This is a genomic window from Herbiconiux sp. L3-i23 (assembly GCF_023734115.1).
Classification (GTDB): domain Bacteria; phylum Actinomycetota; class Actinomycetes; order Actinomycetales; family Microbacteriaceae; genus Naasia.
In genome coordinates, this window is the sequence record NZ_AP025737.1 from 2,550,845 (window position 1) to 2,577,135 (window position 26,291).

Genomic DNA, 26,291 nt, shown 5'->3' on the forward strand with positions numbered 1-26,291 from the left:
CCTGACCCGGTCGTTGAGTAGCGACGAAGGAGCGTATCGAAACGGGTCGAGTAAGCGAAGCGCACCGAGACCATGGCGCCAACCTTCCGAACTGCGCTCTCGATGCGCTCCTTCGTCGCTTACTCGAGCCGTCTCGATACGGGCCTGGCGGCCCTACTCGACGACCGGAATTGCGAACCGCGCCCTCCGTATCGCTTCGCTCAACGAGCGGGCCATACCCCCGGTCGTCGAGTAGCGACGAAGGAGCGTATCGAGACGGGTCGAGTAAGCGAAGCGCATCGAGACCACCGCATCAACGTCCGGAACTTCGCTCTCGTTGCGCTCGTTCCTCGCTACTCGAGCCTCGGCCCACCGCGCACGCTTGCGCGGGGGACTCGATACGGCGCTGGCGCGCCTACTCGACGACCGGGATGCAGCGCGCGCCGCCGCCTCAGGACTCGAGGTGTTCCGAGAGTTCCAGCCAGCGGGTCTCAAAGTCGACGATGCGGGCATCCACGTCGGCGAGGCGCTGCTGCAGCGCCGCCAGTCCCTCGTAGTCGGACTGGTCGTGCGTCGCGAACGCGTCGTGCAGCTGTTGCTTCTCGGCCGTCGCCTTCTCGATGCGGCGATCGAGCGACGCGACCTCCTTCTCCGCCGCACGCCGATCGGCGCCCGACAGGGCGGGAGCCGCCGCCGTAGCGACAGGCGCAGCCACAGCCGCCGTCCCCGCCGCCGCCCGCTCCTGCGCGCGCCGCAGCTCGAGGTACTCCTCCACGCCACGGGGCAGATGCTGGAGGTGTCCGCCGATCACCGCGTACTGCTGATCGGTGACCCGCTCCATCAAGTATCGGTCGTGCGAGACGACCACGAGGGTGCCCGGCCACGAGTCGAGCAGGTCCTCCATCGCGGCGAGCATGTCGGTGTCGAGGTCGTTTGTGGGCTCGTCGAGGATCAGCACGTTCGGCTCGTCGAGCAGGATCAGCAGCAGCTGCAGCCGACGCTTCTGCCCACCCGACAGATCCTTCACGGGGGTCGACAGCTGCGCCGACGAGAACCCGAGCCGCTCGAGCAGCTGCCCCGGTGTCAGCTCGACGGCGCTCGACCCGGTGCCGCTCACGTAGCTGGTGCGGAGCCGACCGACTACGGCGCTGACCCGTTCGTCGGCGACCTCGTCGAGCCCCTCGAGCTGCTGCGTGAGGGTCGCCACCTTGATCGTCTTCCCGTGCTTGACCCGCCCGGAGGTCGGTTGCAACGCGCCGGTGACGAGCCCGAGCAGCGTGCTCTTGCCTGCCCCGTTCGCCCCGAGGATGCCGGTGCGCTCACCCGGCGCGATCCGCCATTCGATGCCGCCCAGCACGGGACGGTCGCCGTACGCGAACGAGACGTCGAGCAGGTCGACGACGTCCTTGCCGAGCCGCGCGGTCGCCATGCGGGTGAGCGACACGGTGTCGCGCACCGGCGGTACGTCCTCGATGAGCTGGTTGGCGGCCTCGATCCGGAACTTGGGCTTCGCGGTACGCGCCGGAGCCCCGCGGCGCAGCCACGCCAGCTCCTTCTTCATCAGGTTCTGCCGCTTCGCCTCGGTCGCCGCCGCCATCCGGTCGCGCTCGACGCGCTGCAGGATGTACGCCGCGTAGCCGCCTTCGAACGGTTCGACGATGCGGTCGTGCACCTCCCACGTGGTGTTGCACACCTCGTCGAGGAACCAGCGGTCGTGGGTGACGACGACGAGCGCCGACGAGGTGGCCGACCAGCGGCGCTTCAGATGCTCGGCGAGCCAGGCGATGCCTTCGACGTCGAGATGGTTGGTGGGCTCGTCGAGCATGAGGACGTCCCAGTCGCCGACGAGCAGCGCGGCGAGGGAGACCCGGCGGCGCTGGCCGCCCGACAGCGACTCGAGCGGGGCGTGCCAGTCGAGGTCGGTGACGAGTCCGGCGATCACGTCGCGGATGCGAGCGTCACCCGCCCACTCGTGCTCGGGGGTGCTGCCGACGATGGCCTCCGACACGGTGGACGCGGAGCCGAACGCGTCGCGCTGGGTGAGCACGCCGATCCGGACGCCGCTACGTCTGGTCACCTGGCCCGAGTCGGGTTCGAGGTCGCCGGCGAGCATGCGCATGAGCGACGACTTGCCGTCGCCGTTGCGGCCGACGATGCCGATGCGGTCACCGTCCCCGACGCCGACGGTGACCGATTCGAAAACGACCTTGGTGGGGAACTCGAGACCGAGACGCTCGGCGCCGAGGAGATGTGCCATGCCTGAAAGCGTAGGCGGCGCGGCGAGGCGCCTCGCACCCGGGAAGCGGCGGGCGCCGGCTCCTCGGGCGTTAGGCTTCGCGGATGCCCGAGTTCAGCGACCGACACGACGTCGAGATCGTGCTCCTGCTCGCGGCGCCCACTCACCGCTACGAGGGACGCCCCGCCGATGGCCCGGCACCTGCGACTCCGGTTGAGGTGCGCACGCGGATCGAGCTCAAGGCGGGACTCGGGGTGGTCGGCGACCGCCACTTCAACCGGCCTGCCCACCGCCGCGCGTCCGCCACCGTCATGGCGGTCGAGAAGGTCGAGGCTCTGGTGCCCGCGCTCGGCCTCGACGCCGTGCCCGACTTCGCCGCCACCCGCCGCAACATCATGCTGCGCGGAGCGGACGTGGACGCGTTGAAGGGCCGCCGCTTCGTGCTCGACAGCGGCGACGGACCCGTGGAGTTCCAGGGGCACCGGCCCGCGAACCCGTGCGCGTGGATGGACGTGATGCTCGCGCCGGGCGCCTTCAAGGCCCTCCGTGGCGGCGGCGGCATCCGCTGCGAACCGCTCACCAACGGCGTGCTGACCAAGGGCCCTGCGACTCTGACGATCCTCGACTGAGGTCGATCAGTCGTGCAGGACGCGAGCGCCTTGCACCGGTCCGGTGACGCGGGTGACGTTGAGCCGCGCGGCGGAGAGTGCGATCTGCAGCGAGATGGCCGAGTCGAGGTCCGCGGCGAGGAAGGCGATCGTCGGCCCGGAACCGGAGACGATGCCCGCGAGGGCGCCGTTGCGCTCGCCGAGCTCGAGCACGCCAGCGAGCGCCGGCGCCAGGTGGAGCGACGCCGCTTGCAGGTCGTTGTGCAGGCTCTCGGCGAGCATGTGCGGGTCGCCGGCGCGCAGCGCCTGTAACACGTCGGCGTCGACCTGCGGCGCGACGACCGCGGGTGAGAGATCGGCGGCGTTGCGCTCGCGGTGCTGGTCGAGCTCCCGGTACACCCGCGGTGTGCTGAGGCCGTAATCGGCGAGCACGAGCACCCAGTGGAAGCTGCCCTTCGCGAGAGCGGGGCTCAGCTCGTCGCCGCGACCGGTGCCGACTGCGGTACCGCCCATCAGTGCGAACGGCACGTCGGCGCCGAGGCGAGCGGCGATGGCGTGCAGGTCCTCGCGGCTGAGGCCGAGGCCCCAGAGCGCGTCGCAGGCCACAAGGGTGGCGGCCGCATCAGCGGACCCGCCGCCCATGCCTCCTGCAATCGGGACGCGCTTGGTGATCTCGAGCCGCACGCCGCCTCGGTAGTCGACGGTGCGCGCGAGCAGGCGAGCCGCCTTGATGGCGATGTTCGAGCCGTCGAGTTCGAGCCCGTTGACGTCGATCGGGCCCTCGAAGCTGACCGAGAAGTCGCTCGCCGGCGACGCCTTCACCTCTTCGCAGAGGGAGACCGCCTGGTAGGCGGTGGCGACGTCGTGGTAGCCGTCCTCCTGGAGCTGACCCACACGCATGAACACGTTCAGCTTGCCGGGTGCCTTCACCAGCACCGGTTTTCCCGCCGCGCCCATGCTTCCAACCTAACGGGTCCGTAGAGGTGCTTGAGAACGGCGGCGTCGCGAGACGCGCGAACTGTCTACCGCGGCTGTCCGCGACGTCGATCAGGAAGCCGAGGGTCGCCATCCTTCGTCATCCCGTATGCCGCTCAACAGTCGACTAGTGATCTCGCGGAGCTGTCGCTTCTGCTGCTTCGTGAGTCGATCGAGCACCACGCGATGCACGAGTTCGACGTGACCGGGACTCGCTTCGGCGAACTTCGCCCGTCCTGACTCCGTCAACATCGCAAGCGTGAATCGCCCGTCGGCCGGGTCGGTGGCGCGCTGCACCCACCCTCGAGCTTCGAGTCGGGTCGCAGCCCGCGAGAGGCGGGACAGCGAACTGTTCGCGAAACCCGCGAGCACGCTCATCCGAAGCGTGGCTTCGGGCGCATTCGCCAGAGCGTAAAGGATGCCGTACTCGAAGTGGGTCACCTGCGCGTCGCGCTGCAGCTGCTCGTCGAGAGCCGCAGGCAGCCACTCGAGCACCGTCGCGAGCGCCGACCAGGTTTCGAGGTCATCCCCATCCAGACGGCGGGTCGTTCGGTCTTCGATCACCGCTCCAGCCTAGCGGTTTGACTTGATCAGGAAAGTGATAAACGATGGGCATGACTTGATCAAGCAAGTGAATCGGTCGCGCTCGCGGCGGTTCGGATGGGAAAGACATGGATCTCCGATTGCAGGGAAAGCGGGCCTTCGTCAGCGGTTCGACGCGGGGCATCGGCTTCGCGATCGCACGTGCGCTACTGTCCGAGGGCGCCGCCGTGATCATCAACGGCCGCGACCCGGAACGGGTGAATGGTGCCGTCGCCTCGCTGCGGGTCTCGGTGCCCGGAGCCTCGGTCGACGGGATCGCGGCCGACTTCGCCCACCCCGTCGAGGTCGCCGCTCTCGTGGAGAGCCTCGAAGACGTGGACATCGTGGTGGCCAATGTCGGGATCTTCGGTTTGGCCCCGTTCGAGGAGGTCGACGACGCCGAGTGGCAGAGGTATTTCGAGGTCGATCTGTTGAGCGCGGTCCGCTTGTCGCGCGGCCTGATCGACCCGATGCTCGCCCGCGGCTGGGGGCGCATCATCCTCATCAGCAGCGAATCGGGGATCGACGTCCCCGCCGACATGATCCACTACGGCGTGATGAAGGCGGGCCTGCTGGCGCTCGGCAACGGTCTCGCGAAGTTGACGCGCGGCACGGAGGTCACCGTGAACACGGTGGTCGGCGGGCCCACCTACTCGGACGGGGTCGCAGGCGTGGTCGAGCAGATCTCGCGTGCGCAAGAGATCGATGCGGACGAGCTCAAGGCCACCCTCGCCGCCGGCAACCGCACTTCGCTCCTGCAGCGCTTCATCGAGCCGAACGAGATCGCCGACCTCGTCGCCTACCTGGCGAGCCCGCGGTCCTCCGCCACCAATGGCGCCGCGGTCCGAGCCGACGGCGGTGTGCTCACCGGGATGCTGTGACCGACGTCGGCGGTGTCAGGACGCGGCGGCCTCGTCGGCGCGCGCGATGGCGAGGAAGTCGTCGATCGTGAGCCGCTCTCCGCGCGCGGTCGGATCGACCCCGGCGGCCTCGAGCACGGCGATCGCCCGGTCGCTCGAACCGAGCGGTGCCGACAGCGCCTGGCGCAGCATCTTGCGTCGCTGACCGAACGCGGCGTCGACCAGGCCGAACACGCTCCGACGCAGGGCCTCGTCGCCCGGCTGTTCGTCGTCGCGGGTGAAACCGACGAGCACCGAGTCGACGTTCGGCACCGGCCAGAAGATCTGGCGTCCGACCCGCCCTGCGATGGTGAAGTCCCCGTACCAGGCGGCCTTGACGCTCGGAGAGCCGTAGACCTTGGAGCCGGGGGCCGCGGCGATGCGCTCCCCCACCTCCGACTGCACCATCACGACGCCCGATCGGATGCTCGGGAAGTGCTCCAGGAAGTGCAGCAGCACGGGCACCGACACGTTGTAGGGCAGGTTCGCGACGAACCGCGCGGGGTCGGGCAGTGCGGTGACCTTCAGCGCATCCGATTCGATGACGGTGAGGCGGGCGGCGCCCTCGTCGCCCGCGAACGCGGTCACCGTCGCCGGCAGTTCGGCCGCCAAGCGCGGGTCGATCTCCACCGCGACCACCTCCGCGCCCGCCTCGAGGATGCCGAGGGTGAGCGACCCGAGACCAGGACCCACCTCGACCACCCTGTCGCCCGGCCGTACGCCCGCGAGGCGGACGATGCGCCGCACCGTGTTCGCGTCGATGACGAAGTTCTGGCCCAGCTTCTTCGTGGGCGTCACGTCGAGCCGCGCCGCGAGCTCGCGGACCTCGGCTGGCCCGAGCAGCGACGGGGTCGCGCTCATGCCAGGTCGGCGGGTGCCGGGTCCGGCTCGACGACCCCGGCGGTGCCGAGGTCGGGCTCGGGCGGCTCGGCGTCCCACGACCCGTAGACCAGCTCGGTGTTCGACGAGATCTGCGCGGCGAGCATCGACGCCTCGGTGCCGAGGTAGTCGGCCATGAACCGCAGCGTGTACGGCAGCAGGTAAGGGGCGTTGGGGCGGCCGCGCAGCGGGGTCGGCGTCAGGTAGGGGGCGTCTGTCTCGAGCAGCAGCTGCGAGCGCGGGAGGAACTCGAGCGCGTCACGCAGGTTCTGCGCGTTCTTGAACGTGACCGTGCCCGCGAACGAGGCGTACCAGCCGTTGTCGGCGATGGTCCGGGCGAGTTCGATGTCGCCGGAGAAGCAGTGGAAGACCGTCTTCTCGGGGGCACCGACCCGCTCGAGCGTGTCGATCACGTCGTCGTGGGCGTCGCGGTCGTGAATCTGCAGCGCGAGGCCGTACGCCTTCGCGATCTCGATGTGCGCCTCGAAGCTCTCGAACTGCGCCGCACGGCCGTCTTCGCCGGTGCGGAAGAAGTCGAGCCCGGTCTCGCCGATGGCGCGCACCCGGGGTCGCCCCGCGAGTTCCTCGATCTCGGCGAGTGCGTCGTGCAGCGCGCCACGGGCGGCGAGGTCGGGCGCTTCGTTGGGGTGCAGTGCCACGGCCGCCAGCATCCGCGGCTCGTTGGCCGCGATCTCGGCCGACCAGCGGCTCGTCTCGAGGTCGGTTCCGACCTGCACGACGCCACGCACGCCGACCGCGGAAGCGCGATCCAGGTGCTCGCGATAGTCGAGCGAGTTCGCGCCGTCAGAGATTTCGAGGTGGGTGTGGTTGTCGTACACCGGCACGGTCAGCGCTTCGGGCAGAGGCGGGTACTCGAGCTCGGCCCGGTCGCCGCCGTCACGGCCGCGCAGGTGCATGGGAGGAAGGGAGCTGCTCATCCGATCACGCCGCCGGCGTCGGGGCGGCGGCGTCCTCGACTTCCTGCTCGATGCGCGGGAAGAGCGCTTCGAGCTTCGTGACGGTCGATCCGGCGGGCAGGACACCCCACCGTCCGGCCTCGCGGAGACGCTGGTCGGCGAGCGCACCGACGCTCTGCTCGGCTCCGAGCGACGTCCACAGCTTCGCGGTCGCCTTCGGGATCACCGGCGAGAGCAGCACGGCGAGCGCGCGCAGCCCCTCGGCCGCCGTGTACAGCACGGTGGACAACCGGTCGCGGTTCGCGGGATTCTTCGCGAGCACCCACGGTTCCTGCTCGGTGATGTAGCCGTTCAGCTCGTCGACGATCGTCCAGACGGCCGCGATGGCCTCGTGGATCGCGAAACGCTCGATCGCGGCGTCGGAGTCGGCGACCGCCTTCTCGACGGTGCGACGCACCACGAGGTCGGCGTCGGTCGGCAGGGCTTCGGCCGGGACGACGCCGTCGCAGTACCTCGTGATCATCGCGGTGACGCGGGAGGCGAGATTGCCGAAACCGTTCGCGAGCTCGGCCTGGTAGCGGGCCGACAGGTCCTCCCAGCTGAACGAGCCGTCCTGACCGAAGGTGATCGCGCGCATGAAGTAGTAGCGGAACGCATCCGAGCCGAACACGTCGGTGATCTGCTCGGGGGCGATGCCGGTGAGCTTCGACTTCGACATCTTCTCGCCGCCGACGAGCAACCAGCCGTGCGCGAAGACGTGCTTCGGCACTTCCAGGCCCGCGGCCATCAGCATCGCGGGCCAGATGACGGCGTGGAAGCGGAGGATGTCCTTGCCGACGAGTTGCACCCCGGGCCAGCGGCGCTCGAAGTTCTTCTCGTCGACGCCGTAGCCGACGGCGGTCGCGTAGTTCAGCAGGGCGTCGAACCAGACGTAGAGGATGTGGTCCGAGTCCCACGGGATCGGGATGCCCCAGTCGAAGCTCGACCGCGAGATCGACAGGTCGGCGAGTCCCTGCTTCACGAACGAGACGACCTCGTTGCGGGCGCTCTCGGGCTGCACGAAGTCGGGCCGGGCCTCGTAGAGGGCGAGCAGCTTCTCCTGGAAGTCGCTCATGCGGAAGAAGTAGTTGCGCTCCTGAAGAAGCTCGACCGGCTTCGAGTGGATGGCGCACACCAGCTGCCCTTCGAAGGGTCCGGTGCCCTCGACGAGCTCGCTCTGCTGCTTGTACTCCTCGCAGCCGACGCAGTAGTAGCCCTCGTACTCGCCGGTGTAGATGTAGCCGTCGTCGTGCAGCTTCGACACGAACGCCTGCACCCCGCTTTCGTGGCGGGGCTGCGTGGTGCGGATGAAGTCGTCGTTGGCGATGTCGAGAGTCTTCAGCAGCGGGATCCAGGATTCGGCGACGAGACGATCGGCCCACTCGCCGGGCGTCATGCCCCCGGCCGCGGCGGTGCGCAGCATCTTCTGGCCGTGCTCGTCGGTGCCGGTGAGCAGCCACGTGTCGTCGCCCGCCTGCCGGTGCCAGCGCGCGAGCACGTCAGCGGCGACCTCGGTGTACCCGTGGCCGATGTGCGGGACGTCGCTCGGGTAGAAGATCGGCGTCGTGATGTAGAAGGAGTCGCCGGAAGACATGGCTGACATCCTACTTTCGTAGCGGCGTGCCGCCGTGCGCGGTTACGCGACCCTCCTGGGCGCGAGGGGGCGGATGTCGATCACGACCTTGCCGAGCCCGTGCCCCTTCGCGACCTGCTCGTAGGCGTCGCGGACGCGCTCGAGCGGGAAGCTGGCATACACGGGCAGCTCCACCTGCCGGCTGGCGAGGAGCCGAGCGAGCTCCCTGAGCACCGGGGCGGGCTCGACCGAGTCCTGACCTTTCGTCGACGCGCCGGTGCGCTCCGCCGCGTCGAAGTCGATGATCGTGTTGATCCGCGACGTCGCGACTCCGAGCTCCACCGCCAGATCGACGTATCCCCCGCCGTGCGCGTCGATCATCGCGTCGACCCCACGGGGTGCTGCACGTCGGATGCGGTCGGCCAGTCCGTCGCCGTAGACGACGGGCACCGCGCCGAGCCCTCGGAGGTAGTCGTGACGCGCCTCGCTCGCGGCGGCGATCACGGTGGCGCCGCGCCCGATGGCGAGTTGAGTGGCGAGGACCCCGACGCCGCCCGCCGCTCCCGCGACGACGACCGTGTCGCCCTCCTTCGCGTCGACGGCGTCGACGCAGGCCCACGCGGTGGTGCCGACGACGTAGAGCGAGCCCGCGGTGTGCCAGTCGAGCCCTTCGGGCTTCGCGATCAGCCGGTCGGCGGCCACGGTGACGAACTCGGCCTGGGCGTTGCGTCCGTCGCTGAAACCGATGACCTCGTCACCGGCCGAGAAGCCGGTCACGTCGGAGCCGACCGCGGCGACGAGACCCGCGAAGTCGCTGCCCTGCCCCTCGGGGAACCGCGCCGGATAGAGCTCGGCCATGGCGCCCTCGCGGATGCCGATCTCGCCCGGGTTCGCGCCGGCCGCGACGACGGCCACCTTCACCTCGCCGGGCCCAGGAGCCGGGTCGTCGACCTGCACGAGCTCGAGCACATCGGGACCGCCGTACGCGCTGAATCGGACCGCTGTCGACATCGTTCCTCCATCTCGCCATCGGATCTTCACCTGAGCAAGTGTCGGAATCGAAACTGGGATGAGCGGCGGAATCCAGGGTTCTCTCATGCCGCTCGCCGCATCTTGCCCGCGTTCGCCGGGCGGATGTCGAGCCAAAGGGCGATTCCTGATGCCGCGCCGAGCTTCAGCCGAACGGAATGGGAGGTCAGCGTCGAGCGGCGAGAGCGGCCTCGTACAGGTCGCGACGGGACAGCCCGGTCTCGGCCCCGACCTCGGACGCCGCCTCCTTGAGCCGGGCACCCGATGCGACGAGCGCGAGCACCTGGCGCACCCCGTCCTCGAGCGACACGACGGCGGCGGCCGCGCCCTCCACCACGACGCAGATCTCGCCGCGCGCTCCATCGACGAACCGCTCGGCGAGGTCGGCGGCGGTGCCGCGCACGACCTCTTCGTGCAGCTTCGTCAGCTCGCGACAGACGACGACACGACGGTCGGCGCCGAACGTCTCCGACAGGTCGGCGAGGAAATCGCCGAGCCGCTGCGGCGACTCGAAGAAGACGAGGGTGCGCGATTCGCGAGCCAGCGACGCGAGAAGCGCGCGACGTTCGCCCTGCTTCCTCGGTGGGAACCCCTCGAATGCGAACCGGTCGGTCGGCAGGCCGGACACGGCGAGCGCGGTCGGCACCGCGGAGGCACCGGGCAACGCCGTAACCGCGACGCCGGCGTCGACGGCCGCCGCGACCAGCCGGTACCCGGGATCGGACACCGTCGGCATGCCCGCGTCGCTCACGACCAGCACGTCGGCATCCGCGGCGAGCGCGACGAGTTCGCCGATGCGTTCGCGTTCGTTGTGATCGTTCAGCGAGATGAGCCGAGGACGGGACTCGACACCGAGTCCGCGCATCAGCCGCTGCACCACACGGGTGTCCTCGGCGGCGATGACGGTGGCCGTCTTCAACGTCTCGACGAGTCGGCCGGTCGCGTCGCCGAGGTTGCCGATCGGCGTTGCGGCGAGCACGAGCACTCCCCCAGTGTCCCACGCGGCGCAGCGCCCGTCGGCGTCTAGGGTGGGCGGGTGAGCGCCGCCCCCACTCTCCGCGAGAAGACCGCGGGCCGAGGCCGGTGGGCGGTCGTCGCGGCGTCACCGTGGTGGCGCTGGGGTGGGCCGATCGGCGTCACGATCCTCGCCGCCGTCCTGCGCCTGCAGAGCCTGGGGCACCCGGCGACGCTGATGTTCGACGAGACCTTCTACGTGAAGGACGCGTGGACGATCCTCAACCTCGGTTACGAGGGCTCCTGGCCCGATGGAGCCGACGAGTCGTTCAACTCGGGCGACGTCGACGTCTTCCGGACGACGGCCTCCTATCCCGCGCATCCGCCGCTCGGCAAGTGGCTGATCGCGCTCGGCATCGCCGCACTCGGGCCGACCGACCCGACCGGGTGGCGGCTCTCCGTCGCGGTCGCGGGCATCCTCGGCGTCGTCCTGCTGATGCTGATCGCCCAGCGGATGTGGCGCAACACGACACTCACGGTGCTGGCCGGCGGTCTGTTCGCGATCGACGGGCACGCCATCGCGCTGTCACGGGTCGGCCTGCTCGACAACTTCGTCATGCTGTTCGGACTCCTCGGCTTCGGCGCGGTGCTGCTCGACCGCCTGGGCGCCGACCGGCGTCTCGACCGGTGGCTCGACAAGGGAGCCGGTGCGGCGGCGTCGCGCTGGGGTCCCGCGCTGTGGAACCGGCCCTGGCTCATCGCCGCAGGCGCCGCGTTCGGGCTGATGACCGCGGTCAAGTGGTCGGGGCTCTACTTCCTGGCCTTCTTCGCGCTCTACACCGTGGCCGCGGATGCGCTGCAGCGCCGCCGGGCGGGCATCCCCCTGTGGGCCTGGGGGACGCTGCTGAAGCAGGCGCCGGTCACGTTCGTGCTGATGGTCCCGATCGCACTGGTGGCGTATCTCGCGAGCTGGTCGGGGTGGTTCCTCACGAGCGGCGGCTACGACCGCAACTGGATCGCCGACGGCGGCGAACGCTGGACCGGTGCTCTGGCCTGGGTGCCCGACGTCCTGCAGAACCTATGGCACTGGCACGCCGGCATCTATGCGTTCCACAACGGGCTGAGCGCGAGCCACCCCTACGCGACGCCCGCCATCCTCTGGCCGCTGCTCGCGCGTCCGACGCAGATCTACTACCAGGGCAGCGCGAACGGCGAGAACGGCTGCGGCTTCGACTACTGCTCCGAGATCGTCTGGTCGATCGCGAACCCGATCCTCTGGTGGGCGGCATGCGCCGCCGCGCTCTACCTGCTGTACCGCTTCATCCGTCACCGGGAGTGGCTGTCGGGTCTGGTACTGACCGGGATCGCCGCCGGGTATCTGCCGTGGCTGCTCTACCCGACCCGCACGATGTTCCAGTTCTACGCCATCGCGTTCGAGCCCTCCCTGCTGCTCTGCCTGGTGGCGACGCTGGGGATCGTGCTCGGGATCCTTCCCGCGGGCCCGCACTCGCGTCCAGCCGCTTCCTCCGTCGACGGAGGTGACTCTCCTCCGAGCGCGTGGACGTCGGCGATGGCCAGGATGCGCGCCATCGTTCCAGCGTCATGGAGCGAACTCGCGGTCCGGCGACGCTTCGTCGTGGTGTTCCTCGCGCTCGTCGTCGCGGTCAGTGCCTTCTTTTATCCGCTGTGGACGGGGATGCAGACGCCGTTCTGGTTCTGGACGCTGCACGTCTGGCTGCCCAGCTGGGTCTGATGCCACTCAGCCGACCCGGTTGCGGTCGCCTTCGTCAGTGACCGCCCCGACCTCGTCGGCGTCGATCTCGTTGTCGTTGCCGCGGATCGTGAGCTCTGCGATGACGGTGTCGACGTCGATCTCGTTGCGATCGCCGTTGAGGAAGAGCGAGCCGAGCTCGTCGGTGTCGGCATCGTTGTCGTTGCCGCTCACAGTGAGGGTGCCGACGGAGGTGAGGTCGACCTCGTTGCGATCGCCGACGATCTCGAAGACCTCGACTCTCCGAGCATCGACATCGATGTCGTTGCCCGCGATCGCGATGCTCGCACAGTCGTCGAAGCGGTACTCGCCGGGTGCGGTGATGCGCGCCTCGCCGTCGACGCAACGCCCGTCCGGCGCCGCCTCCGATGCGGAAGGGATCGGGGTCGACGAATCGCGGTCTCGACCGTCTCCCTCCCGCGAGCCCGCGTCGCGGGGTCCGAACGGGATCGGAACGCAGGCGGTCAGCAGAAGGGCCGCCGCGGCGATCGTGACGGCGGACTGCAGGGGTCGTCTCATCCGACGAGAATGTCCGACCGACCTGGAGGCGGGCTCAGCTGCCCGACAGCCCCGCGCGCAGCGAGTGGTCGACGCGCGCGGCCGCCGCACGTGCGGCGGGACTCCCTTCGCAGCCGATCCACGCGTGGAAGCTGCACGGCTTCTCGGCGGCGTCCTCGGGCATCCACTCGTCGAGCCACGCGTCCGCCGCGCGGGCGACGCCCTCGCCGACCGTGATGTCTCCGAACGCATCGGACACCGGCGGCACACGACGCACCTGGACGCGACGGGGCAGATCGAGCAGCGGCAGCTCGTCCGTGGATTCGATGACGACCTGACCGTAGGTGCACATCGGCATCGTCGCGAGCATCGCCTCGATCGTCACGAGATCGTCGGGCACACCGCCGAGGAAGACGTGTACTGAGGGATCCGGAACGGTGCGTGCCACGTCGGCATCTTAGGCACGCCTAACCTGACTCGCCAAACGATCGGGGGCGTCGCCGACGCCGACTCAGCGGTTGCTCAGCCGCGCCCGGCCCCGTCAGTCCTTCGTGAGCGGGTCACTTCTTGAGAGGGTCATTGCCCCAGTTCATGAGCGAGTACCGCCACGCGGTGTGCTCGATGTCACCGCTCGGCTTCTGCGCGCTGTGGCGGTGGACGTAGCCGACGACCTTCTTCATCCACTTCACGTCGTCGTCGCTCAGATCGGCCTTCTTCGTCTGAAGCAGGTCGATGATGCGCCGGCCCGACTTGTGGCCGGTCGACTCGCCGCCGCCGGACTTGTCGCCGACCTCTTTCGACTCGTCGGTGTCGAGCCACTTCGTCAGCTCGGACGGCGTCATGTTGACGCTCTTCTTCCAGTCGTCCCAGACCTCGTCGAGTCCCTGTGCCTCTGCCATGGCTCAGAGCGTGGTCGGCGAAGCTGAAGAGCCGCCGGGCGAGCGCTGAACGAGAAGTGCAGCGAGGTCGGCGGGCGCCGACACCGGGAGCCGGCAGACGAGGTCCTCGCACAGGTAGGCGACATCGCGGTCGTGGCGGGGCACCCGACCCGCGAAGAGATCGAATCCCGCCTCCGCGAAAGCGGCGGCCTGTGCCCGCGACACGATGGTGACGAGAGTGGTGCCCGCCGCGTCGAGCGCGAGACGCGCGAGCGGACCGTCGGCCTCCTCGGTCACGACGAGCAGCTCGCGAGACGGCGCCCGCAGGTCGGCGAGGACGCTGAGCGTGCCACCCATCGAGATCGGACGCGACGCCGCGAGCCCCGCCACCGGCGCGAGAGTCTTCTCGGCCACGCGACGGTATCGGCGGTCCCCGGTCAGCTCGTACAGGGTGAGCGATGCCGACGCGATCTGCGACAGCCCCGACGGGTAGGCGCCCTCGCTCGGGTCGAGCGGCAGACCGAGGCCGTGCGAGGCGAGAGTCGGGTCGCCTCCCCCGGGAAGCGCGATCCCGTCCCCGTCGGTCACCCGGTCGATGAGGTCCCGCGCGGCGACCGCATAACCGGCCTCGCCGCTCGCGAGTGCGAGGTCGAGCAGTCCACGGGCCAGCATCCCGTAATCCTCGAGGGCCGCCGCAGCGTCGGATTCACGGCCGTCGAGGCTCGCGCGGACGAACCGATCGGGGCGGACGTGGGCCTCGAGGAGCCGGTCGGCGGCCTCGGCGGCGAGCGCCACCCAGTCCGGGCGTCCGGCACGGCGGCCGGCGACCGCGAGCGCGCCGATCGCGAGGCCGTTCCATCCCGTGAGAACCTTGCCGTCGACCGCGGGGCGCGGCTGCCCCGTGCGCTGCCCTGCCGACAGCCCGTAGTAGCCGCCCTCGCTGCGGACGCCGTCGACGAGGCTCTCCGAGTCCTGCGCCGACCCGAACGCGCCGCCGTCCCGGCGGAGGACGTCGCGCAGGAACCCGACGATGCCCTCCGCGGTGACGTCGTCGCCCTCCTCCGCGTACGCCCGCAGCAACAGCGCGTTGTCGTAGAGCATCCGCTCGTAGTGCGGCTCGCTCCAGTCGCGGCGGGTGCCGTAACGGAAGAAGCCGCCCTCGACCGGGTCGCGCAGCGGCGACTGCGCCATCGCCTCGAGCATGCGCCGCGCGAGCCCCGCGGCCGCGGCGCGCGGCTCGGGCTCGAGCAGCGGGCAGTCGCCCACACGTTGCAGCATCAGCACCACCGGTGCGACGGGGAACTTGGGTGCGCCCCCGAATCCGCCGTACTGGACGTCCTCGTACTCCGCGAGCTCCGAGACCACGCGGGCGAAGTCGACCTCGCTCGCGTCGCCCGGCGGCGCGGCCGCGGAGGTCACGATGGCGGCGGCGAGCCCGTTCGAGATGTCGTCGACCTGCGCCCGCCGCTGCGTCCACGCCTCCCACACCGCGTCGAGCACCTGGCGGAACGAGGGGTGCCCGGCGACGGGCTCCGGCGGGCAGTACGTGGTGGCGAAGAACGTGCGCCCCTCGGGCGTTGCGAAGACGGTCAGCGGCCAGCCGAGGTTCTGCGTGAACGCACCCGCGGCGGTGAGGTAGCTGGCATCCACGTCGGGATGCTCCTCGCGGTCGACCTTGATCGAGACGAATCGCTCGCGGAGGAGTTCGGCGACGCCCGCGTCGCTGAAGCTCTCGCGCGCCATCACGTGGCACCAATGGCAGGTGGCGTAGCCGATGGAGATGAAGACCGGCACATCGCGTTCGCGCGCCTCGGCGAAGGGCTCGGGCCCCCACCGCCACCAATCGACGGGATTGTCCGCATGCGAGCGGAGGTAGGGGCTGACGGCATCGCCGAGTCGGTTCATGCGGGGTCGGGATCCTCTCGTCGGCGCAATGCGCGAGCCGCGAGATGACCGCGCACGGTGCGCTGGGTGAGTTGGGCTGCCGAGACCAGCAGCAGGACGGCGAACAGGATCGCCGACACCTGCGGCGACATGACGAGGGCGAGCAGCACCCCGAGGTACGACGTCGCGGTGGCGGCGACCCCGACGAGGAGCCCGGCGCGCAGATCCACGGTGCCGGCGCGAAGGTTGGATGCGCTGCCGACGACGCTCGAGGCGATCATCATGACGAGGGAGGTGCCCTTCGCGACGAGGTCGCCGGCGCCGAAGCCGACGATGAGCACGGGAACGGCGATCACTCCCCCGCCGACGCCGAACAGGCCCGATGCGATGCCGACGAGCAGGCCGACGCCGACGAGGATGAGCAGCACCCACCAGGGTCGATCGATGTCGTCGCCGCGCTGCACCTCGCCGACGAGCATCCGGATGGCGACCACGATCATCAGGGCGATGAAGAGCCAGCGCAGCACGACCACGTTGATGCGGCGCAGCAGCCAGGTGCCGATGAGCGAGCCGGGCACGGCGCCGACGGCGAGAGCGGCGGCGGCGAGGAGGTCGACCTCGCCTTCGAGCAGGTAGCCGATGGATCCGACGATCGAGGCGGGCACGATCGCGGCGAGCGACGTGGCCGATGCGGCCTTCTGGTCCATGCGGGCGAGCCAGACGAGCAGCGGCACCATGACGATGCCGCCACCCACGCCGAACGCTCCGGAGAGCACTCCGCCGATCGCACCGACCACCAGCAGCAACGCCCAGGGCCGCCGCGTCTTCACCTCTTCACCCACCCCGGCAACGCTACGCCGGGTAGGGCGTTCCGGGCGAAAGCGCACGTTCCCACCCCGCCGCAGGATCCGATTGGGCCCCACGCGGCACGCTTGCCGCGAGGGATGCGGGCACAAACGCACGTTCCGGACCGCACATAACGCCGGAACGTGCGTTCTCGCTGTCTCGCCCTTCGACGCACGTCGGGCGCGGCGACGCGAGGGCGCATCCGATTCGGTCGCCGAAGCGCCGGCGAGAACGCACGTTCCGGGCGACACGCCACGCCGGAACGTGCGGACAAGCCCGCAATATCGGATCTCGCGGGGGTTAGCTCAGCGGAAGTCGGCGGTGGCGGGGTCGGCGCCGATGCGGCCGTCCGCACCCTTGTCCAACGCGTCGAAGACCTGCAGCTCCTCCGTGGTCAGCTCGAAGTCAAGGATGTCGAAGTTCTCGCGCTGACGCTCGGCGTTGTTCGACTTCGGGAAGATGATGCGGCCCTCATCGAGGTGCCAGCGCAGCGTCACCTGCGCGACCGTCTTGCCGTACTTCTCAGCGATCGCCTTCACGTCATCGCGATCGGACAGCTTGCCCGACGCGATCGGCGACCACGCCTCGATCTCGATGCCGTGCTGCAGCGAGAACTGCACCAGCTCGCGCTGCTGGAACTCGGGGTGCAGCTCGATCTGGTTCACCGACGGCACCGTCTCGGTCTCGTCGAACAGGCGCTGCAGGTGCTCGGGCAGGAAGTTCGAGACGCCGATGCTGCGCGCCTTGCCGCTCGCCTTGATCTCTTCGAGCGTCTTCCACGCCTCGACGTAGTCGTCGAACATCGGCAGCGGCCAGTGGATGAGGTAGAGGTCGACGTAGTCGAGACCGAGGTGGGCGAGGCTCCTGTCGATCGCCGCGAGGGCGTCGTCGCGCTTGTGATCCGCGTTCCACAGCTTCGTCGTGATGAACAGCTCGTCACGCGGGATGCCCGCCTGCTTGAGAGCGTGTCCGACGCCCTCCTCGTTGCGGTACGCGGCGGCGGTGTCGATGTGACGGTATCCCGCCTCGAGCGCGCTCTCGACGACGCGGCTGGTCTTGTCGGGCTCCACCTGGAAGACGCCGAAGCCGAGCTGGGGGATGTCGGTGCCGTCGTTGAGTCGGACGGTGGGCACAGAGGAAGTCGAAGTCATGACATCCACCTTTCCACCGATCCGCTGAGCACGAGTCGAAAGCCCCCTGAACGCCACCTCAACACTCCGCTCGGACCGCATCACCCCGGCGAGCTGGGCCCCACGCGCGTTAAGCGCGAGGGAGGTGTGTTGCGACGAGCGCGCCCGCCTAAACACCCGCGCTCGGAGCAACACACCGCCCTCGCGGGGGAGAATGGGGGTTCCTATGGCCGAACTCCGTATCTCGTATCCGCCCGAGCTGCCGGTCAGCGGGATGCGCGGAGAGATCGCCGACGCGATCCGCGACAACCAGGTCGTCATCGTCGCCGGCGCGACCGGTTCGGGTAAGACGACGCAGCTGCCGAAGATCCTCCTCGAACTCGGCCGCACCTCCATCGCGCACACCCAGCCCCGGCGGCTCGCCGCGCGCACCATCGCCGAACGCATCGCCGACGAACTCGACGTCGAGATGGGGGGCCTCGTCGGCTACCAGGTGCGCTTCACCGACCGCGCGAGCGACGCGACCCGCATCAAACTGATGACCGACGGGATCCTGCTCAACGAGCTCACCCGCGACCGCGACCTGAAGCGCTACGACGCGATCATCATCGACGAGGCCCACGAGCGCAGCCTCACCATCGACTTCCTGCTCGGCTACCTGAAGCGTCTCCTCCCCCGCCGCCCCGACCTGAAGGTCGTCATCACGAGCGCGACGATCGACCCCGAGAGCTTCGCCCGGCACTTCGCCGACGCGAACGGCGACCCGGCGCCCATCATCGAGGTCAGCGGCCGCACCTACCCGGTCGAGATCCGCTACCGCCCCCTCGTCGCAGAGTCGAGCGGGGACGACGATGAAGGCGCGAGCGCAGAAGACCTCGACCTGCTGAGCGGCATCCGAGCAGGTCTCACCGAGCTCGAACGCGAGGCGCCGGGCGACGTGCTCGTCTTCCTCTCGGGCGAGAACGAGATCCGCGATGCGCAGGATGCTCTGAAAGGTCTGCCGGCGACCGAGGTACTGCCCCTCTACGGCCGACTCTCCTCCGCCGACCAGCACCGCGTCTTCGAACGGAGCACCACGCCGGCGATCCGCCGCCGCGTGATCCTCGCCACGAACGTGGCCGAGACGAGCCTCACGGTGCCCGGCATCAAGTACGTCATCGACGCCGGAACCGCCCGCATCTCCCGCTACGGCGCCCGCAGCAAGGTGCAGCGTCTGCCGATCGAGGCGATCTCGCAGGCCTCCGCCAATCAACGCTCCGGCCGCGCCGGCCGAACGAGCGACGGCATCGCCATCCGCCTCTACTCCGAGGACGACTTCGACAAGCGTCCCGCCTTCACCGACCCCGAGATCCTGCGCACCAGCCTTGCGGCCGTCATCCTGCAGATGCTCACCCTCGGGCTCGGTGAGATCACCGAGTTCCCGTTCCTGCAGCCGCCCGACGCCCGCGGAGTCAAGGACGGTCTCGACCTGCTGCGCGAGCTCGGCGCGGTGCGCGCCGACGGCAGCGTCACCCGCATCGGCCGCGACATGTCGCGCCTCCCCGTCGATCCACGCTTCGCCCGGATGCTGATCGAGTCGAAGAAGCACGGTGTGACCCGCGAGGTGCTCGCGATCGTCGCCGGGATGAGCATCCAGGATCCCCGCGAGCGCCCCCTCGAACGGCGCGCTCAGGCCGGCGAGGCGCACGCCCGCTTCGCCGACCCGACGAGCGACTTCCTCACCCTCCTCGCACTGTGGAACCACCTGGAGCAGAAGCAGCGCGAACTGTCCTCGAGCGCGTTCCGGCGACTCTGCAAGTCCGAGTACCTCAACTACCTGCGGGTGCGCGAGTGGGCCGACGTGTCGTCGCAGCTGCGCCGCCTAGCGAAACCGCTCGGCCTGACGATCGGCGAGCCGAGGGCCGACCCCGACGGGGTGCACCGCTCGATCCTCGCCGGGCTGCTCTCGCAGATCGGTGTCCTCGACGAGCGCACCGCCCCGCCGACCGGACGAGCAGCCGGCGGCGAGCGCCGCGGCAAGGACGCGAGATCTGCGGAGTACATCGGCGCCCGGCAGGTGCGCTTCGCGATCTTCCCCGGATCCTCCCTCGGCAAGAAGCGCCCCACCGCGGTGATGGCGGCGGAGCTCGTCGAGACCTCCCGTCTCTTCGCCCGCTCGGCGGCTGCCATCGATCCCGCCTGGGCCGAACAGCTGGCCGGCGACCTGGTCAAGCGCTCGCACAGCGAGCCGCACTGGGAGGCGAAGCAGGGGGCAGCGGTCGGCTGGGAGCGGGTGACGCTCTTCGGGGTTCCCCTCGTCGCCCGCCGCCGTATCCAGTGGGCGCGTATCGACTCGGGGCTCGCACGCGAGCTGTTCATCCGGCACGCCCTCGTCGGCGGCGAGTGGCCGCCGCACCTCGACCGATCGCGCGACCGCGCCTTCGACTTCGACCGGGCCAACGCCCGACTGCGCCGCGAACTCGAGGCCGCAGAGGAGCGCACCCGCCGCCGCGACATCCTCGTCGATGACGAAGCCGTCGTCGACTTCTACGACGACCGTATCCCGGCCGACGTGGTCTCGGTGCGCACGTTCGAGACCTGGTGGAGCGCCGAGCGCAGGACCCGCCCCGACCTCCTCACCCTGCGCCGCTCCGATCTGCTCGACGAGGAGGACGCGAGTCCGACCGACGAGGCCGCCTATCCCCCGCGATTCCGTCAGGGCGATCAGTCGCTGCGGCTGCGCTACCGATTCGAGCCCGGCGCCGACGACGACGGGGTGACGGTGCAGATCCCGCTCGCCCTGCTCCCCCGTCTCACGCCGGACGGCTTCGACTGGCTGGTACCCGGATTCCGTCACGAGCTCGTGACCGCGCTCATCAAGACACTGCCGAAGGCGATCCGCCGCACCGTGGTGCCCGCCGCCGACTGGGCGTCGAAGCTGATGGCCGAGCTGCCGGACGACGGGGTGGGGTCGTTGACGACGCTGCTGGCCGACCGCATCCGGCGAGCGACGGGCGCCTCCGCGACCGCCGACGACTTCGACACGGAGCGGCTGCCCGCCCACCTGCGGATGGGGTTCGCCGTGCTCGACGAGAACGGTCGACGCCTCGGTTCCGGCAAGAGTCTCGAGGCGCTGCAGCATCGCTTCGCCGATCAGGCCCGAGACTCGGTCGCGCGGGTGTTCGCCTCGGCTCGCGACGGCCTGGAGCGCCGCCGCGGCGCTCCGGCCCCCGGCTCACCCGCGCCGAAGGAGACGGTGTCGATCGAGCGCTCCGGCATCACCGTGTGGGACTTCGAGGAGCTTCCCCGCTCGCTCGAGGTGCGACGGGGCGGCGGCAGCGTGCGCGCTTACCCTGCGCTCGTCGACGAACGGGATTCCGTCGCGATCCGTCTCTTCAGCACTGCGGAGGAGCAGGCCGCCGCCCACCGCCTCGGCGTGCTGCGTCTGCTGCAGCTGGCCACCCCGTCGCCGGCGTCGTACCTCAACGATCACCTCACCGGGGCCGAGAAGCTGAGCCTCGCGACGAGTCCTTACCGCGACACCAAGACCCTCTTCGCCGACGCGATGACCGCCGTGCTCGATCAGGCGGTGCGCCGCCGCGCCCCCGACGGCCTGCTGTGGTCGAAGTCCGAGTTCGAGGCGACGCGCGACGCGGTCGCCGGCACCGTGATCGACGACCTCTTCACCGCGGTCGCCCTCGTGGCGCGCACCCTCGCCGCGGCCCGGGAGGCCGAGGTGGCGGTGAAGGATGCCACCACGCTCGCCCTGCTACCGGCCCTCACCGACATCCGCGCGCAGATCGCCGCGCTCGTCTTCCCAGGCTTCGTCTCGTCGACGGGCATCGCGCGCCTCGCCCGACTCCCCGTCTACCTGACCGGCGCCGCACACCGCGTCGCCAAGCTGCGTGAGAACCCGAACCGCGACCGGGTCTGGATGAACGAGGTGCAGACCGCGACGGAGCGATACCTCGCCGCCGGCGGAACGCTGCCGCTCGAGGCCGTTGCACCCGCCCACCTCGCCGAGGCCCGGTGGATGCTCGAAGAGCTCCGACTCAGCCTCTTCGCACAGCAACTCGGGGCAGCGGGTCCCGTGTCGATCCAACGCATCACGAAGGTGCTCGCGGGTTGACCCGCCCTACGATGTCAGCCATGCAGCCCGACGCGACCGTCTTCAGCGGCGCCCGGGTGGTCGACGCGGCAGGAATCCGGGACGACGGCTGGGTCGAGGTCCGCGGCGAGCGGATCACCGCGGTCGGGTCCGGACCCGCGCCCACCGACGGCGCCCACGTGGTGGATACGGGAGGCGCCTGGCTCACGCCCGGCTTCATCGACCTGCACGGCCACGGCGGAGGCGGGCATGCGTTCGACGCCGAGGCCGACGACATCCGTGCCGCACTCGGGACGCATCGACGGCACGGCACGACCCGGTCGATCATCAGCCTCGTCTCGGCCCCGACGGTCGATCTGGAGCGGCGCCTCTCGACGGTCGCCGGGATCGCCGAATCCGATCCGCTGGTGCTCGGTTCCCACCTCGAAGGCCCCTTCCTCGCACCGGCGCGCAAAGGCGCGCACCGGGAATCGGACCTCATCGCTCCCACCGCCGACCTCCTCGAGCGACTGCTCGATGCGAGCGCCGGAACCGTGCGCCAGCTGACCCTCGCCCCGGAGCTGCCCGGTGGGCTCGATGCCATCGAGTTCCTCCGCACCCGCGGAGTCGTGACGGCCGTCGGGCACACCGACGCCGACCACGCTCTCACCCGGGAGGCCTTCGCCCGCGGAGCACGCCTCCTCACCCATGCGTTCAACGCGATGCCCGGCATCGGGCACCGCGCTCCGGGCCCGGTCATCGCGGCGATCGAAGACCCCAGGGTCGTGCTCGAACTCGTCCTCGACACGCATCACGTGCACCCGAGCGTCGCGGCCCTGCTCTTCGCCGCCGCCCCCGGCCGTGTGGCCCTCGTGACCGACGCCATGGCGGCAGCGGGCGTCGGCGACGGCGCCTACCGGCTCGGAACGCTCGACGTCGACGTGCGCGACGGGGTGGCTCGGCTGCGAGGCGACGGGACCCTCGCGGGATCGACCCTCACCCAGGATGTCGCCCTGCGCCTCGCCGTCGACGTCGCCGGCATCGACCTGCCGACCGCCGTCGCCGCGCTCACCGCCATCCCGGCCGAGGTGCTGGGGCGCAGCGACGAGCTGGGCCTCATCGCGCCGGGATACCTCGCCGACCTCGTCGTTCTCGAGCCCGACTTCTCCGTGCGCCAGGTGTGGGCGGCCGGATCCCGCCTCGCCTGATCCGGCGATCGCTCCTCACCGGGCCGCAGCGCAGACGGCGGACGGGCCCGGCCACCGGAGTGACCGAGCCCGCCTCAGGGGTCTGAACCGTCAGGCGTTCAGTGCGCGTGCACGGCGCCGGCCGGAGCGTCCGCCGGCTTCTTCACGAACAGCCCCGCCACGATGAGGGCGACCGACAGGATCCCACCGATGAGGAAGGCCGAGCGGACGCCGACGAGGATCGCCTCGGGGTCGGTCGCGACGAGCGCGCCGTCTGCGGCCGCGGAGGCGGCGCCGACCGACATCACGGTGATGAACAGCGCCGTTCCGGCCGCCGCGGCGACCTGCTGAAAGGTGCTGAGCACCGCGCTGCCGTGCGAGTACAGGTGTCGGTTGAGCGACCCCAGGCCCGACGTCATGACGGGCGTGAAGGTCGCCGACAGGCCGACGCTCATCAGGATGTTCGAGATGATCAGGTACCAGATCGGGGTGTCGAGGCCCACCATGGTCAGCATCCACAGCGCGATGCTGACGAGGATCGTGCCCGGCAGGATCAGCGTGCGCGGGCCGCGCTTGTCGTAGATGCGGCCGATGAACGGCGACGCGATGCCCATCAGCAGACCACCCGGCAGCGTGATGAGACCGGTGGCGAGCGGATCGAGACCGAGCACCGACTGGGCGTAGTACGGGATCAGGATGATGACCCCGAACATCGTCAGGGTGCCGAGCAGCATCGCGGCCATCGACACCGAGAAGATGGGCGACCGGAACACGCGAAGGTCGAGCAGCGCCCGCTCGGCGCGCTGCAGCTGCAGCTGGCGCAGCAGGAACAGGGCGAGCGACACGACGCCGATGGTGAAGAACGCCCACACCGGCATGAACGGCTCGGCCTCTGCCGACTCGCCAATGCTCGCGAGGCCGTAGACCAGACCGCCGAAGCCGAGCGCGGCGAGCGGGATGGAGACGAGGTCGAGGCGGGCGTGGCCGGTCTCGGAGACCGAGCGGATCCACTTCGCGCCGAGCGCGAGGCTCACGAGAGCGATCGGCAGCACGAACCCGAAGATCCAGCGCCACCCGAAGTGGTCGAGGATGAAGCCCGACACGGTGGGGCCGAGCGCCGGGGCGACCGAGATGACGATGGAGATGTTGCCCATCATCTGGCCGCGGCGGGCCGGCGGCACCAGGGTCAGCACCGTCGTCATGAGCAGGGGCATCATGATCGCCGTGCCCGACGCCTGCACGACGCGGGCGAGCAGCAGGATGCCGAAGCCGGGCGCAAGGAACGCGAGCAGGGTGCCCGCGCTGAACAGCGACATGGCGATGATGAACAGCACCCGGGTCGGGATGCGCTGGATCAGGTACCCGGTGGTCGGGATGATCACGGCCATCGTCAGCATGAACGCGGTGGTCAGCCACTGTCCGACGCTCGGGTCGACGCCGAGGTCGCGCTGCAGCACCGGCAGGGCGACGCTCATGACGGTCTCGTTGAGGATCACGACGAACGCGGCGACAAGGAGCAGCGCGATCACGTTGCGGTGCTCGCGGGGAAGTCGGTCGGAGCCGGTGGCGCGCGTCGAGGCGGCGTCCCGGGAGGTGGTGGATTCAGCGCTGGAGGTCACGCGTATCGTCCGTTCGATAGAAGAGCGGTGAGGGAAGGGCGGAGAGCGGGAGGCCGTGGCCCACCCTAGTGGACACCGTGAACATCCACTGCTATCGACGAGTGCAACTCTCGACGCCCCCTCCCTCATTCCCGATTCACGCGAAGTTCATGATCGGAAACAAGCGACGCCCGAGCGGACACTGAAGCAGACTCGACCGGGCGCGCCGGGCATGGCATGCGACAGTCGCATCGGCACGCCACAATGGAGGCCGGAAGACGAGCGCGACGGCTCGTCTCCGGACCTCGGGCCACCCGAAGGCCGAGGTCCGGAGAACGATTCCGTACGGCTGAACGACCGGCTCGCCAAGCCACCCGAAGACTGGCGAACCACTCGGTATATCAGCCGAGCATCACTATATATGGGGTCGAATACTGAGCAACAACCCCAGATATTGCGGCGTGTCGTACACAGTGTGTGCATAACCAGCCGTACTTATCCACACGTTAGAGCCGACCCCAGACATTCACTGAGGTCTAGACTGGAGAACCTGTGAGTAGTTATGTGAGCTTGCTGCGGACCCCCGGTGTCGGCCGCATCATGAGCGCTCAACTTCTCGCGAGATTTCCGAGCGGGATGCTCTCTCTGGGGTTCCTGCTGCACATCGAACGCACCACCGGGTCCTACGGGGCCGCGGGCCTGGTGCTCGCCGCGCTGAGCATCGGCCAGGCCGTCTCCGGTCCGCTGACGAGCCGTCTGATGGGCGTACTCGGGATGCGTCCCGTGATCATCGTGACGACCGCGGCGTGCAGCATCGCGATCACCGAGATCGCCCTGGTCGAGCAGAGCGTTCCCGTCTCGATGGTCGTCGCGCTGCTCGCCGGGCTCACCTACCCGCCGGTGCAGCCCGCGGTGCGCACCATCTACCCCAAGATGGTCAACTCGCGGCAGCTGACCCCGCTGTTCTCGCTCGACGCGTCGGCGCAGGAGCTCATCTGGGTCGGCGGCCCCGTCATCGTCACGTTCGTGTCGACGCAGATCGGCACCGTCTGGGGCATCATGCTCTCGGTCGCCCTGCTGCTCGGCGGTGGCATCTGGTTCATCCTCTCGCCCGAGCTGGGGCGGGTGCGCATCCCCCGCAGCAAGCGTCGTTTCGGGGTGGTGCTCACGAAGCCGACCGTGCTGCTCGGCACGATCGTCGGCTTCCTGCTCGTCGGCGCCTGCGCGGCGATCGAGGCGGGTGTGGTCTCGGTGTTCGGCGACCACGGACCCGAGGCGGGCATCATCCTCGCCATCTGGTCGATCGGGTCGCTCGTCGGCGGTCTCGCCTTCGGCCACACGCCGATCGGGCCGTGGGCGCTGACCCGGAGACTGCTGCTCGTGACGGTCGGCGTCGCCCTCGCCGCCGTGATGCTCGACTTCTGGTGGCTCGCGATCACGCTCGTCATCTCGGGGCTCGGTCTCGCGCCGGCGCTCGCCGTGATCTTCGCGATGACGTCGTCGAGCGTGAAGTTCAGCGACACGGCCGAGGCGTACGGCTGGATCGGCACCGGTCAGCTGATCGGCGCCGCGATGGGATCCGCCGTCGCCGGCTTCCTGATCGACGGGCAGGGTTCGGTCGGCGCATTCTGGATCGCGATCGCGATGGCCGCCCTGGGCGTGGTCGCCGCGTTCATCGGGCGCCGGTGGACCCCCGATCTGCGGGGCCGCGACGCGAGCCCCATCCCGGACACGGAACCGATCCCGGTCCAACCGAGCTGACC

21 protein-coding genes are annotated in these 26,291 nt (G+C 69.9%); 6 read left to right on the forward strand and 15 right to left on the reverse strand.

Translation table 11 applies throughout. The features are described from left to right. Positions 1-430: 430 nt before the first annotated feature. Entirely contained in the window at positions 431-2,236 is a 1,806-nt protein-coding gene (locus NGH83_RS12120; RefSeq protein ID WP_251856505.1) for an ABC-F family ATP-binding cassette domain-containing protein, read from the reverse strand. A gap of 83 nt (positions 2,237-2,319) precedes the next feature. Here NGH83_RS12120 and NGH83_RS12125 point away from each other — a divergent pair, with 83 nt between their 5' ends. Further along, on the forward strand, positions 2,320-2,844 hold the full coding sequence (locus tag NGH83_RS12125) for a molybdenum cofactor biosysynthesis protein (protein ID WP_251856506.1): 525 nt from the start codon (positions 2,320-2,322) through the stop codon (positions 2,842-2,844). Between the two features lie 6 nt (positions 2,845-2,850). Here NGH83_RS12125 and NGH83_RS12130 read toward each other — a convergent pair whose 3' ends face one another. Next, complete coding sequence (locus tag NGH83_RS12130) at positions 2,851-3,780, reverse strand: 4-(cytidine 5'-diphospho)-2-C-methyl-D-erythritol kinase (protein ID WP_251856507.1); 930 nt, start codon at positions 3,778-3,780, stop codon at positions 2,851-2,853. A 90-nt stretch (positions 3,781-3,870) separates the two neighbouring features. Further along, positions 3,871-4,362, reverse strand: coding sequence for a MarR family winged helix-turn-helix transcriptional regulator (locus tag NGH83_RS12135; RefSeq protein WP_251856508.1), 492 nt, complete (start codon positions 4,360-4,362; stop codon positions 3,871-3,873). 107 nt (positions 4,363-4,469) lie between these two features. On the opposite strand from NGH83_RS12135, the gene NGH83_RS12140 reads away from it, so the two are divergent. Continuing rightward, positions 4,470-5,261, forward strand: coding sequence for an SDR family NAD(P)-dependent oxidoreductase (locus NGH83_RS12140; protein ID WP_251856509.1), 792 nt, complete (start codon positions 4,470-4,472; stop codon positions 5,259-5,261). 15 nt (positions 5,262-5,276) lie between these two features. Here NGH83_RS12140 and rsmA read toward each other — a convergent pair whose 3' ends face one another. The 5 genes from rsmA to rsmI form a co-directional block, all read right to left on the reverse strand. Beyond that, positions 5,277-6,140, reverse strand: a complete 864-nt coding sequence (gene rsmA / locus NGH83_RS12145) for a 16S rRNA (adenine(1518)-N(6)/adenine(1519)-N(6))-dimethyltransferase RsmA (RefSeq protein WP_251856510.1) — start codon at positions 6,138-6,140, stop codon at positions 5,277-5,279. Further along, positions 6,137-7,096, reverse strand: coding sequence for a TatD family hydrolase (locus NGH83_RS12150; RefSeq protein WP_251856511.1), 960 nt, complete (start codon positions 7,094-7,096; stop codon positions 6,137-6,139). Before NGH83_RS12150 ends, rsmA begins: the two co-directional genes overlap by 4 nt. Positions 7,097-7,100: 4 nt before the next feature. Next, entirely contained in the window at positions 7,101-8,708 is a 1,608-nt protein-coding gene (gene metG / locus NGH83_RS12155) for a methionine--tRNA ligase (RefSeq protein WP_251856512.1), read from the reverse strand. A gap of 42 nt (positions 8,709-8,750) precedes the next feature. Then, a complete protein-coding gene (locus NGH83_RS12160) occupies positions 8,751-9,698 on the reverse strand; it encodes an NADP-dependent oxidoreductase (protein ID WP_251856513.1) in 948 nt (315 codons plus the stop codon). 184 nt (positions 9,699-9,882) lie between these two features. Continuing rightward, on the reverse strand, positions 9,883-10,701 hold the full coding sequence (rsmI, locus tag NGH83_RS12165; RefSeq protein WP_251856514.1) for a 16S rRNA (cytidine(1402)-2'-O)-methyltransferase: 819 nt from the start codon (positions 10,699-10,701) through the stop codon (positions 9,883-9,885). 51 nt (positions 10,702-10,752) lie between these two features. Here rsmI and NGH83_RS12170 point away from each other — a divergent pair, with 51 nt between their 5' ends. Then, on the forward strand, positions 10,753-12,423 hold the full coding sequence (locus tag NGH83_RS12170) for a dolichyl-phosphate-mannose--protein mannosyltransferase (RefSeq protein ID WP_251856515.1): 1,671 nt from the start codon (positions 10,753-10,755) through the stop codon (positions 12,421-12,423). Positions 12,424-12,429: 6 nt separating this feature from the next. Here NGH83_RS12170 and NGH83_RS12175 read toward each other — a convergent pair whose 3' ends face one another. The 6 genes from NGH83_RS12175 to NGH83_RS12200 all read right to left on the reverse strand — a co-directional run bounded on the left by NGH83_RS12175 (position 12,430) and on the right by NGH83_RS12200 (position 17,698). Next, complete coding sequence (locus NGH83_RS12175; RefSeq protein WP_251856516.1) at positions 12,430-12,960, reverse strand: DUF3060 domain-containing protein; 531 nt, start codon at positions 12,958-12,960, stop codon at positions 12,430-12,432. A gap of 34 nt (positions 12,961-12,994) precedes the next feature. After that, positions 12,995-13,387 carry a hypothetical protein gene (locus tag NGH83_RS12180; protein WP_251856517.1) on the reverse strand — a complete coding sequence of 131 codons (393 nt, stop codon included), beginning with the start codon at positions 13,385-13,387 and terminating at the stop codon, positions 12,995-12,997. Between the two features lie 112 nt (positions 13,388-13,499). Further along, entirely contained in the window at positions 13,500-13,838 is a 339-nt protein-coding gene (locus NGH83_RS12185) for a DUF3140 domain-containing protein (RefSeq protein ID WP_251856518.1), read from the reverse strand. A gap of 3 nt (positions 13,839-13,841) precedes the next feature. Then, entirely contained in the window at positions 13,842-15,722 is a 1,881-nt protein-coding gene (locus NGH83_RS12190; RefSeq protein WP_251856519.1) for a thioredoxin domain-containing protein, read from the reverse strand. After that, on the reverse strand, positions 15,719-16,543 hold the full coding sequence (locus NGH83_RS12195; protein WP_251856520.1) for a sulfite exporter TauE/SafE family protein: 825 nt from the start codon (positions 16,541-16,543) through the stop codon (positions 15,719-15,721). The genes NGH83_RS12190 and NGH83_RS12195 overlap by 4 nt, the downstream gene beginning before the upstream one ends. Before the next feature lie 309 nt (positions 16,544-16,852). Then, positions 16,853-17,698, reverse strand: coding sequence for an aldo/keto reductase (locus NGH83_RS12200; protein WP_251856521.1), 846 nt, complete (start codon positions 17,696-17,698; stop codon positions 16,853-16,855). A gap of 205 nt (positions 17,699-17,903) precedes the next feature. On the opposite strand from NGH83_RS12200, the gene hrpA reads away from it, so the two are divergent. Both hrpA and nagA read left to right on the forward strand, forming a co-directional pair. Beyond that, positions 17,904-21,785, forward strand: a complete 3,882-nt coding sequence (gene hrpA / locus NGH83_RS12205; protein ID WP_251856523.1) for an ATP-dependent RNA helicase HrpA — start codon at positions 17,904-17,906, stop codon at positions 21,783-21,785. Positions 21,786-21,805: 20 nt separating this feature from the next. Further along, entirely contained in the window at positions 21,806-22,951 is a 1,146-nt protein-coding gene (gene nagA, locus NGH83_RS12210; RefSeq protein WP_251856525.1) for an N-acetylglucosamine-6-phosphate deacetylase, read from the forward strand. Between the two features lie 98 nt (positions 22,952-23,049). On the opposite strand, the gene NGH83_RS12215 is transcribed toward nagA, so the two are convergent. Further along, positions 23,050-24,549 carry an MDR family MFS transporter gene (locus NGH83_RS12215; protein WP_251856526.1) on the reverse strand — a complete coding sequence of 500 codons (1,500 nt, stop codon included), beginning with the start codon at positions 24,547-24,549 and terminating at the stop codon, positions 23,050-23,052. A gap of 531 nt (positions 24,550-25,080) precedes the next feature. Here NGH83_RS12215 and NGH83_RS12220 point away from each other — a divergent pair. Continuing rightward, complete coding sequence (locus NGH83_RS12220; RefSeq protein ID WP_251856528.1) at positions 25,081-26,289, forward strand: MFS transporter; 1,209 nt, start codon at positions 25,081-25,083, stop codon at positions 26,287-26,289. Positions 26,290-26,291: the final 2 nt, after the last annotated feature.